This window comes from Pseudoalteromonas sp. SR44-5 (assembly GCF_014163675.1).
In the GTDB taxonomy this organism is placed as follows: Bacteria; Pseudomonadota; Gammaproteobacteria; order Enterobacterales; family Alteromonadaceae; genus Pseudoalteromonas; species Pseudoalteromonas rhizosphaerae.
In genome coordinates, this window is the sequence record NZ_JACJDT010000010.1 from 16,826 (window position 1) to 33,312 (window position 16,487).

Consider the following 16,487-nt stretch of genomic DNA (forward strand, 5'->3'; position numbering starts at 1 on the left):
ACTGTTGTTAGGTAGCGGCTTTCATCCCAGCTGAAAACTCAGTGGTGTTGCATTTATGTTAATCCTTTGTTTTTTGTGTTTTAGTTTGCAATGATTGAATTAATTTATTTCGATCTAATTCCAAACATCAAGTTGACAGCATGCATTGCATTTAGCATTATTGGAGGGTTGATATCTATTAAAAGATATCAGGGTTGTCTCCTTCGGGAGGTAATTAAATTATAAAAGTAACATTACTTAATTGGTTGGGAACTATGTCTGTTAAAATCAGAAAGAGTCTTGTAGCAACTGCGTTGGTTGGCGCTTTTGCATTCGCAAGCAGCAATGTGATTGCAGATCCTTTGAATGACGTGCAAAAAGCAGGTCTACAAATTCAAACGGCTGCGGTTAAGTCTCAAACTAAAATTGACAATGTATATGGTCAAACTCAAGAGCTATTAGCTGAGTACCGTAGCGTTGTTGATGAATCTGAGCTATTGAAAGTATACAACGATCACGTTGCACGTTTGGTCGCTGACCAAAATGCACAAATTGAATCGTTTGACCGTCAAATTGCTACGATCGACAACACAAAACAAAACGTTGTGCCTTTGATGTATCGCATGATCGATACGCTCGAGCAATTCATCAAAGCGGACGTTCCGTTTAACAGTGACAATCGTTTGGCGCGTGTTGAAAGATTACGTGAAACAATGGTTTCTTCTTCTGTAACGACTTCAGAGAAGTTCCGTCAAGTATTAGAAGCATACACAATTGAAGCTGCATACAGCTCTTTAGTTGCTGCTTCACAAGGTACTTTAGAAGTTGATGGCAAGAGCATTAACGTTGATTTCGGCCAACTTGGTCGTATCACATACGTTGCTCAATCGTTTGACTTAAAACACGCATGGGTATGGGATAACAACACTAAACAGTGGAAAGAATTAGGTGATGAATACCTAAAACCTGTTAAAGAAGTTATTCGTATGGCGCGTAAGCAAGCGACATTAGAACTTGTTAAACTACCAATCTTTGGCGCGGAGTAATCAATAATGAAGAAACTATTTAAAGGTTTTGCTGTTGCAGCAGTACTATCTGTTTCTGCAGGTACCGCGCTTAATGCACATGCAAATACTTCTGCTTTAGATAAAATTCTTGAGCAAGTAAAGCAAGAGCGTATCTCTGAAGGCAAAATCAATAAGCAACGTGAACAAGAGTTCTTATCAGATCGTGCTGATAAGCAAGCGTTACTTAATAAAGCAAAAAGCCAATTAGCGGCTGAAAAGTCACGTGGTGATAGCTTAACAAAGCAATATGCACAAAACGAAACTACCTTAGCTGAGAAAGAGGCTGCTCTTCAAAGTGCACAAGGTACGTTAGGTGAAATGTTTGGTGTTGTACGTCGTGCTGCGCAAGATGCAATCGGTTCAATCGAAGCATCTCTTGTTTCTGCTGAAAAGCCTGGCCGTGCTGAAATCTTACGTTCATTAGCTGCTGCTAAAGAGTTACCAACAGTTCGTGAACTTGAAGAGCTTTGGATAGCGCTACAAACTGAAATGACTGAGTCAGCTAAAGTTTCTACTTTTGAAACTGAAGTTGCAGGTCTTGACGGTAACGCAACAGTTAAGAAAGTAACCCGTATCGGTAACTTCAACTTAGTAACAGACGATGGCTACTTAATCTATTCGCCTGAAACTAAATCGATTCAGCCTTTAGGTAAACAACCTGATGGTTATATCCTTGCTGGTATTAAAGACTTAGAAAATACGTCTTCTGATAACTATGCTGGTGTATATGTGGATCCGACTCGTGGTGCTATCTTACGTATCAATACACAAAAAGCGACACTTGATGAATACTTCCACCAAGGTGGCGTAGTTGGTTACATCATCACTGCGTTATTAGGTTTAGGTATCTTAATCACACTAGTACGCTTTATTGACCTTACTCTTACTCGTAGTAAGATTAATAGTCAGCTTAAAAACGTGTCTACACCGAATACAAATAACCCATTGGGTCGTATTCTTAAAGTGTACCATGACAACAAAACGCAAGATGTTGAAAACCTTGAGCTTAAACTTGATGAAGCGATTCTTCGTGAAACGCCACGCATTGAAGCTGGTATCAATATCATTAAAATCCTTGCTGCAATCGCGCCGTTACTTGGTCTACTAGGTACGGTAATCGGTATGATCTTAACGTTCCAAACAATCACATTGTTCGGTACAGGTGATCCGAAGATCATGGCAGGTAACATCTCTCTAGCACTTGTAACTACTGCGCTAGGTCTAATAGCTGCATTACCACTTATTCTTCTTCACGCTGTTGTTGCGGGTCGTAGTAAGTCGGTATTACACATCCTCGATGAGCAAAGCGCAGGTATTATTGCTACTCACGCGGAGAAGGAGAAAGCCTAATGCTAGTCCTGATGGAGATCTGGGAATCTATCAGGGATTTTGTTGGCACAGGCGGCCAGGTTTTATACGTGGTCGCGATAGCACTCTTTCTTATGTGGGTTTTAATGATTGAGCGCTATTGGTTCCTACTTGCAGAATTTCCTCGTTTATCGTCGGAAATTGTAGCAAAGTGGGATGCCCGCCAAGACACTACGTCTTGGTACGCACACAGAATCCGTGAAGCATGGATTTCTGAAGCGTCTGAAAAATTAGATCAGCGTATGTTGTTGATTAAAACATTAGTAGCTGTTTGTCCTTTAATTGGCTTACTTGGTACAGTAACAGGCATGATCGCGGTTTTTGAAACCATGGCAAGCCAAGGTACAGGTAATGCACGTTTAATGGCATCAGGTATTTCAATGGCAACAATCCCAACAATGGCTGGAATGGTTGCGGCATTATCTGGAGTATTCTTTAGCTCACGCCTTGAGGCAAGAGCGAGAATGGTGAAAGCCAAGCTTGTTGATAGTATGCCTCATCACTAGAGAGAGAATTAAATATGGCACGTAAACAACGTTTTCGTGAAGAAGAAGATGCAACGGTAGATATGACACCGATGCTTGACATCGTATTTATCATGCTTATTTTCTTTATCGTAACTACATCGTTCGTTAAAGAGGCTGGTATCGAGGTCAATAAACCAAAAGCGGCCCAAGCTACGAAGCAAAAAAATGCTAACATTTTTATTGCAATTCGTGACAACGGCGAAATCTGGATTGATAAACAGCAAGTTGATGTTGAACGTGTTTCAGCAAAAATCGAAAGTTTATTAGCAGAACAACCTACTGAAGTTGTAATTTTGCAAGCTGATAAAGATGCAAAACACGGCGTAGTGGTTAAAGTTATGGACCAGATCAAAGCGACGGGCGACAACCTGAGAATTTCAATAGCTGGAGATCAGTAATGATTCGTTTTCTGTTTTCACTGATTGCAGGTGGGGCAGTTACTTTCGGCTTGTTCTACTTCATGGCCTTCCTCATCTCTGGTGGGGCTGACCGTAATACGGAACAAAAAGAGCAGATCATAGTCGAAATTATGACGAATCCGCCTGAATCTAAGGTGCAGGAACGGAAGCGAGTACCGCCTCCGCCGCCTCCACCGCCAAAGCAGCCGCCTAAACCGCAGCCGCCACAGCCGGAAAATAACAACCCAAATCCTGGTGCTATGTCATTTAACATGCCAAGCATTGATGTGGGAAGTTCGGCAGGTGGTCTAAGTGGTCCAGGGGCATTCGGACGAGACGGTGATGCGACACCAATCGTTCGTATTGAACCAAAATATCCAACACAAGCAGCACGTGATGGCAAAGAAGGTTGGGTACAACTTTCATTCTCAATCGATGAATTGGGTGGGGTTACTGATGTTGAAGTAATTGACGCAGACCCTAAACGTATTTTCGATAGAGAAGCTAAACGCGCCTTGAGCAAGTGGAAATACCGTCCTAAAATTATTGACGGTAAGCCACAAAAGCAAGTTGGTTTACAAGTTCAGCTAGACTTTAAAATTAACCAAGGCAATTAAGGAGGCAAGTAATGAGAAATTTATCTAAAGTAACAGCACTTGCGGTACTTATGTCTTTCTCGGGTGCAGTATTTACTGCACCGGTTCTAGCAGCGCCAGATCCCGCGAAAATTGAAGCGCGGAAGAAAGCAAAAACTAGGATCATGGGTGAGCGCACTGGTAAAAAAGTTATAAAAGCGTTTGACTTGTATAACGAAGAAAAGCTTGATGAAGCTATCGCCATGTTGAAAGAAATCGATGCTTCTGATGATTTCGACAAAGCAACAGTTAACCGCTATTTAGGTAGCATGTATGGCCAGAAAGAGCAGTACAAAACTGCGATTGGTTACTTAAAATTAGCTGTTGCCCCTGATGTGTTAAACTTTGCCGATCAAGAACAAAGTTTAAAAACATTAGGCGATATGTATGCTGGTACTGAGCAGTATGAAAAAGCCAAAGATGCTTATGTTGCATGGATGGACTTTACTGGTGAAGAAGATGCAACGGTTTATACTCGTATAGCCCAAGCTAACTATCAGTTAGGTAAATTCCGTGATGTTTTTACACCAGCTGAGAAAGCAATTAAACTTCAAAAAGAGCCTAACAAAGGTCCTTACCAATTAAAATTAGGTTCTTACTTTGAGCTTAAAGACTATAAAAATATGGTCAAAGTTGGTGAAGAAATTGTTCGTATCTGGCCAGATGATAAAAAAGCATGGGTAAGCTTAGGTAAATACTACCTTCAGACGGAAGACTATAAAACTGGTCTTGCAACGATGGAAGTAGCTTACAAAAATGGTTATTTTGAAACTGAAGTTGATTATAAAGTTTTGTCTAACTTTTATTCATTGAATGAAATTCCTTATAAAGCCGCTAAGGTTTTAGAGAAGTCTATCAATGATAAAATTGTTAAGCGTAATAAACAAAATATCAGCGCAGTAGCCAGTAACTATCATCGCTCAAAAGATATTGAAAAAGCAGCTAAGTACTATGAAGAAGCGGCTAAATTTGATGACGATGCTGAGCTTTATCGCAAAGCAGGTTCATTACTTTTACAATCGCAAAATTATAGTGCTGCCGTTGTTCGTTTGAACAAGGCGCTTGAATTAGGTTCTGATAAGACAGGAACTATTTATTCAGATTTAGCGGAAGCCTATTACTATCAAGAAAAGTATAAGCAAGCTTATGCTGCAATTACTAAAGCAATGGATGACCCTCGCACGCGTAAGTTTGCAAAAGGTTGGTCTGTATTTATTAAAGATAAAGCCGCTCGCAACGGTGTTAAGATTTAACTTTAATTCGCTATAGCAATTTATAAAAAGCCCCTATGGGGCTTTTTTTATTGGATTTAACTCATTATGAAACACCTAATATGGATATGCTTCTCAGCGCTTTTCTTGAGCGCATGTGGTGATACGAATAATCAGTATCAAAGTAAAGAGCAAGCTCAGCAAGCATTGCAAACACTAAATCAATTTTTAAGACCAACAGGTGAAATTAAACAAGTTAACGAGCAACAGTTTCCATTTAGTGATGCATATTTGAAAGAGCGTCACAGCATATATCAAGCCATGCAAACCTTAGACTTCACTCCTGTCGCGCAGAGTTCATTGGATTATCTTATTATTGCAGAGCGTTTTCCGGAGCGCTATTTTACATGGCCGGTGTATATTCCTGTGCTTGATAATATGCTTGCCTATAACCAACAACACGACATTACTGCAAACATAAACAATTGGCTCAGTTTTACTCAGCAGCAGTTGGTGCTTGCTAAAGAGAGTAAACTTAGACTCAACTCAATTGAGCTTAATGCGTTACAAACGCAGGTAACTAAGAATCTTACTCGCGTTGATCTTCCAGAAAACCTTAAACACACTCTCAACGAGTTTAATGAGTATTTAGCGCTCTATACACCCCGTGGAAGTGTTGGTTTACATGGCTTATCAAATGGTGGGTCTTGGTATCAAAGTAAGTTAAATTACTTCTCAGGCACTACTAAAGCACCAATAAATTGGCTAGTTGCAGTGCAATCTCAGTTGAAGGAAATGCAGCAAGGTGCATACTCTATGCGTTTTGCAGTTGATCATCAGCACTCAGTCCTTGAGCAGCGTTTTGCATTGTCTAAAGATAAGCAAGTTGGCTTTGATTGGGCGCAAAATTACTTGAGCTTAAGGGGTTATGCAGGGCAAGCTGCAACACAGATAAGTAATCAAGAGCGTACTTTCTGGTTAGCTATGATGGAAACCGATCTTGGCATCCATTACCATGCTTGGACTGTGCAACAAGCGAAAGTTAATTTACTGAAACGATTAAAAATGACGCCACAACAAGTCGATTATTTAGTGGCTGATATCATTTTTTATCCGGCGCAAAGTTTTGCGTTCGCAACACTTTTAACAACTTCGTAAGCTCGCTTGCTGATTTTTATGACCTTGGCTCGCAGTTGCCGCAGCGCTGCGCTGTTGGATCGGCATTTAGCCGTTGCGAGTCAATTTTTTCTTCACAGTCACAGCAATAACCATATTGGCCGATATCGATTTGGCAGACTGCCGCTTCAAGTTGTTCTAAGCGTACTATGATATCTTTATATTCAGTGCCAAGTTGCTTCTGCGTAAGCTCTAACCATTGTTCAGGGTTATTTTTGCGTAAGGTTTCAGCTAGCGAGTGATGCAGTAGGTTACATGAACTTGATAGTGTCGTAAGCAAGCACAGCCTTACTTGCTCTAACTCTGTATTAAGTTGTTGAAGGTGATATTGAGCATTGATCATTGTCATTGTCCTCGTTGAGCAATGCTGCAGTATTCATTAATTTAAAAAAGCCGACTATGATGTGTGTCAAATTAAGGTGCGATAGCGTATTTTTTCAAAACATCGGCAACATCTTCTTTTGTTTTAAGGCGTCTGATCTCATCGAACAAAATATCGGCCTGGCTATATTGGCGTTTTAAATAGCCCAGCCACTGCTTAGTACGAGAAGCAAAATATTTTTCATCTTTCGCGGGGTCATGATGTATGGCTGAATGGATCAGATGATAGAGAATATGCTCCCACTTTAAGCCAACATAGTGCTCATCATTAAAGTGTGCTTTTATTTTGCGTGCTAAATCAGGATGCGACAGTGCACCGCGACCAAGCATTAAGTCTTTACAACTACTACGTTGCTGGCAAAGTAGTGCATCTTCTACTTGCCAAATTTCACCATTTGCGACTACGGCGATGTTTTTATCTTTGATCAGTGGTGGAATTTTCTCCCAATAAGCGGGCGGGTTATAACCGTCTCGCTTTGTACGGGCATGTATAGCAATACTATTGGCACCGGCACTAACAACGGCATCAACAATTTCTTGACTGTTACTGTCATCATCAAAACCTAAACGAATTTTAGCGCTTACTTGATGCTCGCTTGGCACGGCATCACGGACTGCTTTAATGATTTCATACATGTGTTCAGGGTCTTTTAACAGCACAGCGCCACCTTTACTGCGGTTGACTGTTTTCGCAGGGCAACCAAAATTAAGATCAACGCCGTGAGAGCCAAGCTCAATTACCCTGACAGCGTTTTCAGCTAATGCGTGTGCGACTTGGCCAAGTAATTGGATACGCACAGGAGTGCCAGAACGCGTTAAACCGTTATTATTTAGCTCTGGGCAATAGCGATGAAATACTTTATCAGGCAAGCAGGCATCGATAACACGTACAAATTCAGTGACGCATAAATCAAAACCACCAATTTCGGTGAGTAGTTGGCGCATTTTAAAATCGACAACCCCTTCCATAGGCGCTAAAACTAATTTCATGATAGGGGCACTTTGACTTGATAAAAGGAGACGTAGTTTACCTGTAAATATAACATTGATAAATGCCAATTTTACTCCCATAGTTAACTTCAATTGTTCACTCTTTTGTAGCGTTATTGTAACTAACAAATAAAAAGTTGCGATTAAGTGAAATATTATTTTTGTAGCAAGGTCTACTTAGTACACCCCTTACATGTTTAGAGAGAGTCATAAAATGAATACACTTAAAAAAAATTCAATTGCGTTAACATTAGGCGCGGTAGTTGTAGGCAGCACAAGTTTTATTTCTGCAGATGTTCAAGCGAATCCATTTGAATTTCAACAAATGGTAACGGGCTACCAAGTCGATGCTACAGAAGGTAAATGTGGCGAAGGTAAATGCGGTGGAGATGCTAAAACTAAAGACGACAAAGCTAAAAAAGAAGGTAAGTGCGGCGAAGGCAAATGTGGTGGCGATGCCAAACACGACAAAGCTAAAAAAGAAGGTAAGTGCGGCGAAGGCAAATGCGGTGGCGATGCTAAACATGACAAAGCTAACAAAGAAGGCAAGTGCGGCGGCGATGCTAAACACGATAAAGCTAAAAAAGAAGGCAAGTGCGGCGAAGGCAAATGCGGTGGCGATGCTAAACACGATAAAGCTAAAAAAGAAGGTAAGTGCGGCGAAGGCAAGTGTGGTGGCGACGCTAAAAACGACAAAGCTAACAAAGAAGGCAAATGCGGTAGCCATTAATTAGATAAGTTATGTAACCTGCACTTTAGTTAAGTAGTTTGTTTATAAAAGGGCCGCATTGTGGCCCTTTTAAATGAAGGAGTGGATATGACTGTATCTAGTAACAGTGAATTTGGCATGGTAGGGCTTGGGCTGCGCAGAGAAATGCTCGATGAATTATTCACGCAGATACCAAAGCAAATTGATTTTATGGAAGTGGCGCCTGAGAACTGGTTAAAACTCGGTGGTCGCTTTGCTAAGCAGTTTAAGTCACTGACCGATACAAATAATTTTGTTTGTCATGGCTTGTCATTGTCGATCGGCTCACCTGAACCGTTAGATATTGAATTTGTTAAATCCTTAAAAGTCTTTTTCAAAGCACATAACGTTAAGCTTTTTAGTGAGCACCTTAGTTATTGTTCCGGCAACGGCCACATGTATGATCTGATGCCGATCCCATTTACTGAAGCTGCGATTGCCCATGTTGTTGGGCGGATAAAACAGGTGCAAGATATTCTCGAACAGCAAATAGCTATCGAAAATGTGTCTTATTATGCCGCACCTGGTCAGCAAATGAGCGAGTTAGAATTTACCACTGAAATATTACAGCAAGCTGATTGTAAGTTATTACTCGATGTAAATAATATTTATGTGAATTCGATAAATCATGGTTATGATGCAGAGCATTTTTTAGCTAGCTTGCCATCGCAACGTATAGCGTATGGTCATGTCGCAGGGCATTTCAACGAGGCGGATGATTTACTTATTGATACTCACGGTGCTGACGTGATTGACCCTGTTTGGCAATTACTTGACCGTGCTTATCAACATCATGGGGTGTTTGCGACTTTATTGGAACGTGATTTTAATATTCCAGCTATCGCTGAGCTTACCAAAGAGCTGGATATAATTCATCAACTACAAGCCAAGCACGCAATAATACAGCGAAAAGAAAGTGCCTGATATGAATTTTATTGAAACCCAACAAGCGTTTATGGCGCATATTCGAGCGCCAGATACACAACCAAAGCCCGATGACATTGAAGAACGTCGTATGGCGATCTACCGTGATTTATTTTTCAATAATATCAATGGCTTTATTTCCTCAGCATTTCCGGTTCTGAAAACACTCTACAGCGATAACAATTGGTTAAGATTAGTTCGCCAATTTTTTGCTGAACACGATTGTCAATCACCTTATTTTTTGGATATTGCTGGTGAGTTTATTGCGTATTTAAGTAGTGATTACCAATTGCAAGAAATTGATCCCCCCTTTATGCTTGAGCTTGCTCATTATGAATGGATTGAGCTTGATGTCTCGGTTGCGCATGCGGATCCAACTGATTGCATCATTAATGCACCGCTGAGTAATGTGCCTCTTTATATGGGTAGTTGCGCGCGAAATTTAAGTTATCAGTTTGCTGTACAGCATATTAGTGTTGATTTTCAACCACAGCAGCCTAGTGAACAGCCTCATTATTTTGTGGTGTATCGCGATACCGACGACGAAGTACAATTTCTTGCTACCAATGCAATGACCGCATTATTACTGGCGATTATAGATACAACACCGAGTATCAAATTAGCTTCGTTGGTGGAGCAAGTTGCTTTACAAGCGCCGCAATTTACTACAGAACAGCTTGTGCAAGGTGCTACAGCAACATTACATGCAATGGCAGAGCGTGGCGTTATCGTGACAAAAAATCACCCTTAAAGTCTTTATTGATTATTTTACATCGTCTATTATGTGCGCCTTAATTCGTCGCGCTTAATAAAAGGTAGTACCTATGTCAGAAGATAAAGATTTTAAAGATCCGTTTAATGCAATGTATTTTCTTGCATTCTTAGCTGTGTTTGCAGGAATTGGCTGTTTAAATGCAATCCTAGGCTGGATCACCACAGTCTCTTAATTTAGCACTGCTAAATTATAATAAGGCTGTATATAGTGCAGTCTTATTACTTAATTATTTAACTTCTTACCGACAACTCATTTTTGTGATGTTATAATTGTCTGCTTTGTAATATTACAGATAAAACAGTTTAAATTATGACTCAAGTAACTCCATCTATCATTAAAGATAGCATAACTACTATTGCAGATTACCCTAAAGCAGGCATTATGTTCCGTGATGTAACTACGCTAATGGCTAATCCCGCTGCATTTCAAGCAACAATTAATGCATTTATTTCAGCTTATAAAGATCAAGGTTTTACCAAGATTATAGGTACTGAATCACGTGGTTTTATCTTCGGTGCACCGCTTTCATATGCATTAGGTATTCCTTTTATTCCAGTGCGTAAACCGGGTAAACTGCCACGTGCAGTGATCTCTCAAGATTACCAGCTAGAATATGGTGAAGATGTATTAGAGCTGCATACAGATGCCATTGTCCCAGGTGACAAAGTGCTTTTAGTAGATGACTTGTTGGCAACCGGCGGTACCATTGAAGCGACCGCTAAATTAGTCAATAAGTTGGGTGGTCATGCGACAGATGCAGCATTTGTAGTCTCTTTACCAGAACTAGGTGGCGAGCAACGCATTGCAAAAATGGGGATTAAAATCCTGAAATTGGTTGAATTCGAAGGCGAATAATTAATGAGTTATCAAGTCCTAGCGAGAAAATGGCGTCCACAGACCTTTCATGAATTGGTCGGTCAGTCCCATGTGAAACAAGCGCTTATTAATGCTTTAACACAAAACAGACTGCATCACGCTTATTTGTTCACTGGGACTCGCGGGGTGGGTAAAACCACCATCGCACGTATTTTTGCAAAAAGCTTAAATTGTGATGAAGGCATTTCGGCGCAACCTTGTGGCAAGTGTAGCAGCTGTATAGATATCGAAACTGGTCGTTATATTGACTTACTTGAGATAGATGCCGCATCGCGCACTAAAGTTGAAGATACCCGTGAGATATTGGATAACGTGCAGTACGCGCCAACTCGCGGTCGCTACAAAGTGTACCTGATCGATGAAGTACACATGCTTTCAAAGCATAGTTTTAATGCATTATTAAAAACCTTGGAAGAGCCGCCTGAGCACGTTAAGTTTTTATTAGCGACGACGGATCCACAGAAACTGCCTGTCACCATTTTATCGCGTTGTTTGCAGTTTAATCTTAATGCGTTATCGCAACCTGAAATACTCCAACAACTTGAATATGTGTTAGGCGAAGAAAAATTAAGTTTTGAAACTCAAGCCCTGCAAATTATCGCCAAAGCTGCTGATGGCAGTATGCGTGATGCATTGAGTTTAACTGATCAAGCGATTGCTCAAACGAATGGTGATATTAAGCATCAAGCGGTGCAAGCAATGCTAGGGTTGATGGACAACCATTATAGCCAGCATTTGCTGGTTGCATTATTAGCCCAAGACGGCCATGCATTGATGGCGCAAATCGAGCAAGTTGCCACCCAAAACCCAAATTATATTGCTTTGTTAGATGATCTAATTGGCCTTACACATTTAGCACAATTAACCCAATTAGTGCCCGATGCCGCCAAGTTAGATGAATATAATCGCGAGTTTATAAGTGAAGTAGCAAAGAGCTGCGATTCACAACAAATCCAAATTTATTATCAATTACTGCTTAATGGCAAAAAAGACTTACAATGGGCGCCAGAGCCTCGTTTAGGTTTTGAAATGGTTATGCTGCGTTTACTGGCATTTCAACCAGTTGATAGCCAAATTCTTGCAAGTACTGCGGCGCAGGCACCAGCGGCCGATAACAACCGGTCTCGCTCAGCAGCATTGAGAGATATTCTCAATAAAAATAAGCCTGCAACACCACAGCCTGTTGATAACCAAGTATCATTGCCTCAAGCTGCACCGGTACAAGCGACCGAGAGTGCGCCTGAACAAGTCGTTGCAACAACTGAACAATCTGTAACCGGTGAGCAAACAGCACATGTCGATACGCAGCCAACTGTTACCACTGCACCACATACAAATTCGGGAATTATGCACGAAGCCGCGCATGGTAATGAGCATGATTCAGATGCTGAGCTTGAGCAACAATTAGTATCCCAATATGATGAGGTAATGAATAACGCAGTGGAGCAGGGCTTTCATAGTGGCTTTGAGCATGCGCCAGGACAATCTTTGCCTGAGCATCAATATAGCGCAGAGCAAACCGCTCCAGCACAAAATAACAGCTCATTCTCAGAGTATTCAGATACCACAGATATTAGCCAAAAAGAAGCACAAGCGCAGTCTGCAATTGCACGTATTTTACGAGATAGAAATATTTCCGGTGCAGGTACGCTCTCTGGTGGTAAAACACCTGTGGCGCCATCAACGAATAAACCAGCTGCGGTTGAGCGCGGTACTGCGGTAAAAAAGTCACAGCCCCAGATAACGGGGGCAAGTAGTCAGCCTGAGACTGATGGTTACACGCCGAATATCGCCGCAAATAAGCGTGTGAAACCTGACTTTAAAGAAAAACATCAGACTATTACTGAGAATTTAGCACCGGAATTGCTAGAGCAAATTAATCCACAAAAAGTAGTTGCTGCACCTGAGCCTGAAATAAATATTCAAATACCGGATGATTTTCAAAGCCCGATCAGCGATATTCGTTTTGCACATCAACAAGATGAGTGGGCATACTTAATTAAGCGGATGGGACTTGGCGGGCGGATGCGTCAATTTGCTTTGCATTCAATTTATTCAAAGCAACAACAACAGCTGCACTTAGAAGTGGATGAATCGCAAAAACATCTCGATACCCCGATGTTAAGGCAAAAGCTTAGTGCAGCGCTGGCCAGTATTTACGGGCATAATGTTGAGCTGACAATCAATTTTGCCCCTGGGGTGATAGATTCGCCTTATTTAATTCAGCAAAAGATCGATGCAGGGCGCCATCAGCAAGCAATCGATGTGATCAACGGTGATGAAAATATCGTACAGTTACAGCAGCTATTTTCTGCAATTATCGATGAAAACAGTATTCAGGCATTGTAATTCATTGCAATAGCCCTTATCTTCATGGCAATTAGAAATAGAAAGAGAGAAAGTTATGTTTAAAGGTGGAATGGGTAACATGATGAAGCAAGCGCAGCAAATGCAAGAGCGCATGCAAAAAGCCCAAGACGAAATTGCTCACTTAGAAGTGGTTGGTGAAGCCGGTGCCGGTTTAGTTAAAGTAACCATGCTTGGTAACCACAATGTTCGCCGTGTTGAACTTGACGAAAGTTTGATGGAAGACGAAAAAGACCTTATTGAAGACTTACTTGCCGCTGCGTGTAATGACGCAGTACGCCGTGTAGCAGAAGAAACACAAGAGCGTATGGGTAAAGTAACTGGCGGTATGCAATTACCACCAGGTATGAAAATGCCGTTTTAAGATAAAACATGCAACTTTCAGAGAGTTTAAACCAGCTGATCGAAGCACTACGCTGTCAGCCGGGCATAGGCCCAAAGTCAGCGCAGCGCATCGCGTTTCATCTGCTTGAGCGCGACCGTAAAGGGGGCACTCAACTTGGTAATGCACTTATCAAGGCGATGACTGCAATAGGACACTGTCAATCGTGTCGTACTTTTGCAGAGCAGCCGCAGTGTGAAATCTGTTTAAGCCCCAAACGCCAAGATAGCGGAATTTTATGTGTGGTTGAATCACCTACCGATGTGTTGGCGATTGAACAAACTGGCCAGTATAAAGGTTTGTACTTTGTATTGATGGGACATTTATCACCTATCGATGGTATTGGTCCAAATGAAATTGGCCTTGATATTCTTGAAAGTAAGTTGCAACAAGGTGGGATAAACGAGGTTATATTAGCGACCAACCCTACCGTTGAGGGGGAAACTACAGCGCATTATATTGCCCAGCTTTGTCACCGCTATAAAGTTGATGCATCGCGGATAGCCCATGGTATTCCGGTCGGTGGCGAACTTGATTTGCTCGATGGCATGACATTAATGCATGCATTTAGTGGCCGACGAGTGGTTAGTCAAAATTAGCTCTTAGAAGCGCATTAATTTAAAACCTGCATTAACGTCTGTTATGCAGGTTTTTTGTTTTTATACCTTGGCGGTAAAAGTTTGATCGTAATTTATCCAATAACTGGGTAATCTATTTTTAGTAGCTGGAGTCTTTTTTTCACCAGTTTGGTTAATTTGTAAGGATCACAATGCAAGATAATAAAAAACATCAGCGTGCTTTACTAAAGAGTAAGCGCTTTCTACCGCTTTTTGTCACCCAGTTTTTCTCTGCGTTAAATGATAATATTTATAAACAAGCGGTGCTACTGTTATTGATTTTTCAAACGGCAAATGTTGCCGATGGCGCTTTTTATGCTAACTTAGCGGCAGGCTTATTTATTCTACCGTTCTTTTTATTTTCAGGGATGGCGGGACAAATTGCTGAAAAAAAGGAAAAGTCAAAATTAATCCGCACCGTAAAACTTGCCGAAATTCCGATTATGCTAGTAGGCGCTGTGGCCATTTCAACGCAATCTGTTTGGTTGATGTTAACCACGGTATTCTTAACAGGGTTACAAAGTACCTTTTTTGGCCCGCTAAAATATTCCATTTTACCGCAGCACGTGGCAGCCGATGAATTAACCAAAGCCAATGGCCTTGTTGAATCTGCGACATTTGTGGCTATATTGATTGGCACAACGTTTGGCACGTATTACATTACCCAAACAGTGGGGCCAACGGTCATCTGTGTGGCAATTATAAGCCTGGCGATTATTGGTTATTTGAGTAGTCGCTCTATTCCAATCAGTGCCGCGAATGATCCTAATTTAGTGTTTACTTTTAATATTTTCTCCTCCACCAAAAGCCTATTTAGGGTACTTAATTCACAAACTGAGTCGGTTGGAAAGTCGGTACTTGGTATCAGCTGGTTTTGGTTTATAGGGGCGATTATTTTAACGGCGCTACCAAATTATGTGAAATATGTCATGGTTGGCGATGAGCTGGTCGTCACCAGCGCTTTGGTGGTGTTTTCATTGAGCATCGCAATAGGCTCGCTGTTGTGTGAAAAGTTGTCTCGCTCGCGGATAGAATTAGGTATTGTGCCATTTGGCGCGTTGTTGATCACATTATTTTTGTACTTACTGAGCCAAGAGCCTGCAATGAGCTTTTACCAGCTACCAAGCGAAGAATTATTTACACTTTCACAAATACTGCATACTGGTGACATGTATTGGCATTTTATTTGGATGGCCGGCATTGGCATTGCCTCTGGTTTTTATACTGTGCCATTGTACGCTTTGATCCAACAACGCACCGTCGAATCAAGCCGTTCACGCATCATCGCCGCTAATAATGTGTTAAATGCGTTGTTTATGGTCGCCAGTGCGGTGTTAAGTATTGTAACGCTATCTATATTTGCATGGACGATCCCACAGTTATTCTTGTTACTGGCAGGATTGAATTTACTGATCTCTGTGTATATTTATACCAAGGTGCCAGAGTTCTTCTTACGCTTTGCTGTTTATTTATTGACCATTTGTATGTATCGAGTGCGTACCAAAGGGGATCATAATATTCCTAGTGAAGGCGCAGCAGTATTGGTGAGTAATCACGTCAGCTTTGTTGATTGGATGTTTATTTTAGCGGCATCACCAAGGCCTATTCGATTTATGGTATTTGCCCCCATTTATTATTCTCCCGCGTTGCATTGGTTATTTAAAATGGCCAAAGCTATCCCAATTGACAGTGAAAAATCTAATCCGCAGGCGTTTCAAGAAGCATTTGATGAGGTTGCTAAAGCATTAGATAACGGTGAGTTAGTGGGTATTTTCCCTGAAGGGAGGCTAACTGGCGATGGTTCGATTGATATTTTCCGCCGTGGTATTGAACGTATTATACAGCGTTCACCGGTGGCCGTTATACCTGTCCATCTAGGCGGGTTATGGGGCAGCATGTTTAGTCGTAAAGCAAAATGGCGACTTCCACGACTGAAATGGTCGCTGGTCGCTGTGACTGTTGGCGAGCCTATTGCTGCCAATGCAGTCACTGCAGATGAATTGCGTGAGCGAGTGGTTGCCTTAAAAGAGCAGTATGAAAAAGGTGCTGTTTAATAGCGATTAAAC

General features: G+C 41.4%; 18 protein-coding genes. 16 read left to right on the forward strand and 2 right to left on the reverse strand.

The genetic code is table 11. The features are described 5' to 3' along the window. Nucleotides 1–254 precede the first annotated feature (254 nt). The 7 genes from H5154_RS07625 to H5154_RS07655 all read left to right on the forward strand — a co-directional run bounded on the left by H5154_RS07625 (nucleotide 255) and on the right by H5154_RS07655 (nucleotide 6,343). Nucleotides 255–1,025, forward strand: a complete 771-nt coding sequence (locus H5154_RS07625; protein ID WP_149982892.1) for a DUF3450 domain-containing protein — start codon at nucleotides 255–257, stop codon at nucleotides 1,023–1,025. Nucleotides 1,026–1,031: 6 nt separating this feature from the next. Next, a complete protein-coding gene (locus H5154_RS07630) occupies nucleotides 1,032–2,396 on the forward strand; it encodes a MotA/TolQ/ExbB proton channel family protein (RefSeq protein ID WP_149982893.1) in 1,365 nt (454 codons plus the stop codon). After that, nucleotides 2,396–2,920, forward strand: coding sequence for a MotA/TolQ/ExbB proton channel family protein (locus tag H5154_RS07635; RefSeq protein ID WP_145241564.1), 525 nt, complete (start codon nucleotides 2,396–2,398; stop codon nucleotides 2,918–2,920). The genes H5154_RS07630 and H5154_RS07635 overlap by 1 nt, the downstream gene beginning before the upstream one ends. Before the next feature lie 14 nt (nucleotides 2,921–2,934). Continuing rightward, complete coding sequence (locus H5154_RS07640; RefSeq protein WP_054205753.1) at nucleotides 2,935–3,339, forward strand: biopolymer transporter ExbD; 405 nt, start codon at nucleotides 2,935–2,937, stop codon at nucleotides 3,337–3,339. Continuing rightward, nucleotides 3,339–3,956 (forward strand): energy transducer TonB, encoded by a 618-nt coding sequence (locus tag H5154_RS07645; RefSeq protein WP_149982894.1) that lies wholly within the window; start codon nucleotides 3,339–3,341, stop codon nucleotides 3,954–3,956. Before H5154_RS07640 ends, H5154_RS07645 begins: the two co-directional genes overlap by 1 nt. 11 nt (nucleotides 3,957–3,967) lie before the next feature. Beyond that, nucleotides 3,968–5,227, forward strand: a complete 1,260-nt coding sequence (locus H5154_RS07650) for a hypothetical protein (RefSeq protein WP_182717928.1) — start codon at nucleotides 3,968–3,970, stop codon at nucleotides 5,225–5,227. Nucleotides 5,228–5,293: 66 nt separating this feature from the next. After that, the gene (locus H5154_RS07655) at nucleotides 5,294–6,343 is read left to right on the forward strand and encodes a hypothetical protein (protein WP_182717929.1); all 1,050 of its coding nucleotides are present in this window, start codon (nucleotides 5,294–5,296) and stop codon (nucleotides 6,341–6,343) included. 16 nt (nucleotides 6,344–6,359) lie between these two features. Here the strand turns inward: H5154_RS07655 and H5154_RS07660 are convergent, their stop codons facing one another. Together H5154_RS07660 and H5154_RS07665 are read right to left on the reverse strand one after the other, a co-directional pair. Further along, nucleotides 6,360–6,704: a TraR/DksA C4-type zinc finger protein gene (locus H5154_RS07660; RefSeq protein ID WP_149982897.1), complete on the reverse strand. Its 345-nt coding sequence runs from the start codon at nucleotides 6,702–6,704 to the stop codon at nucleotides 6,360–6,362. Nucleotides 6,705–6,775: 71 nt separating this feature from the next. Then, nucleotides 6,776–7,732, reverse strand: a complete 957-nt coding sequence (locus tag H5154_RS07665; RefSeq protein WP_149982898.1) for a tRNA-dihydrouridine synthase — start codon at nucleotides 7,730–7,732, stop codon at nucleotides 6,776–6,778. 214 nt (nucleotides 7,733–7,946) lie between these two features. Between H5154_RS07665 and H5154_RS07670 the strand changes: the two genes are divergently transcribed. The 9 genes from H5154_RS07670 to H5154_RS07705 all read left to right on the forward strand — a co-directional run bounded on the left by H5154_RS07670 (nucleotide 7,947) and on the right by H5154_RS07705 (nucleotide 16,475). Further along, complete coding sequence (locus tag H5154_RS07670) at nucleotides 7,947–8,462, forward strand: hypothetical protein (protein WP_182717930.1); 516 nt, start codon at nucleotides 7,947–7,949, stop codon at nucleotides 8,460–8,462. A 117-nt stretch (nucleotides 8,463–8,579) separates the two neighbouring features. Further along, nucleotides 8,580–9,404, forward strand: coding sequence for a DUF692 domain-containing protein (locus tag H5154_RS07675; protein ID WP_182717981.1), 825 nt, complete (start codon nucleotides 8,580–8,582; stop codon nucleotides 9,402–9,404). A gap of 1 nt (nucleotide 9,405) precedes the next feature. Further along, nucleotides 9,406–10,155: a DUF2063 domain-containing protein gene (locus tag H5154_RS07680; protein WP_149982900.1), complete on the forward strand. Its 750-nt coding sequence runs from the start codon at nucleotides 9,406–9,408 to the stop codon at nucleotides 10,153–10,155. Nucleotides 10,156–10,228: 73 nt separating this feature from the next. Further along, nucleotides 10,229–10,351 (forward strand): hypothetical protein, encoded by a 123-nt coding sequence (locus tag H5154_RS23625; RefSeq protein WP_257325665.1) that lies wholly within the window; start codon nucleotides 10,229–10,231, stop codon nucleotides 10,349–10,351. 137 nt (nucleotides 10,352–10,488) lie between these two features. Next, nucleotides 10,489–11,034 carry an adenine phosphoribosyltransferase gene (gene apt / locus H5154_RS07685; RefSeq protein ID WP_149982901.1) on the forward strand — a complete coding sequence of 182 codons (546 nt, stop codon included), beginning with the start codon at nucleotides 10,489–10,491 and terminating at the stop codon, nucleotides 11,032–11,034. A 3-nt stretch (nucleotides 11,035–11,037) separates the two neighbouring features. Further along, complete coding sequence (dnaX, locus tag H5154_RS07690) at nucleotides 11,038–13,404, forward strand: DNA polymerase III subunit gamma/tau (RefSeq protein WP_182717931.1); 2,367 nt, start codon at nucleotides 11,038–11,040, stop codon at nucleotides 13,402–13,404. A 55-nt stretch (nucleotides 13,405–13,459) separates the two neighbouring features. Next, the gene (locus H5154_RS07695; protein WP_149982903.1) at nucleotides 13,460–13,786 is read left to right on the forward strand and encodes a YbaB/EbfC family nucleoid-associated protein; all 327 of its coding nucleotides are present in this window, start codon (nucleotides 13,460–13,462) and stop codon (nucleotides 13,784–13,786) included. Nucleotides 13,787–13,794: 8 nt separating this feature from the next. Then, entirely contained in the window at nucleotides 13,795–14,403 is a 609-nt protein-coding gene (gene recR, locus H5154_RS07700) for a recombination mediator RecR (protein ID WP_149982904.1), read from the forward strand. 170 nt (nucleotides 14,404–14,573) lie between these two features. After that, complete coding sequence (locus tag H5154_RS07705) at nucleotides 14,574–16,475, forward strand: MFS transporter (RefSeq protein ID WP_182717932.1); 1,902 nt, start codon at nucleotides 14,574–14,576, stop codon at nucleotides 16,473–16,475. Nucleotides 16,476–16,487 lie beyond the last annotated feature (12 nt).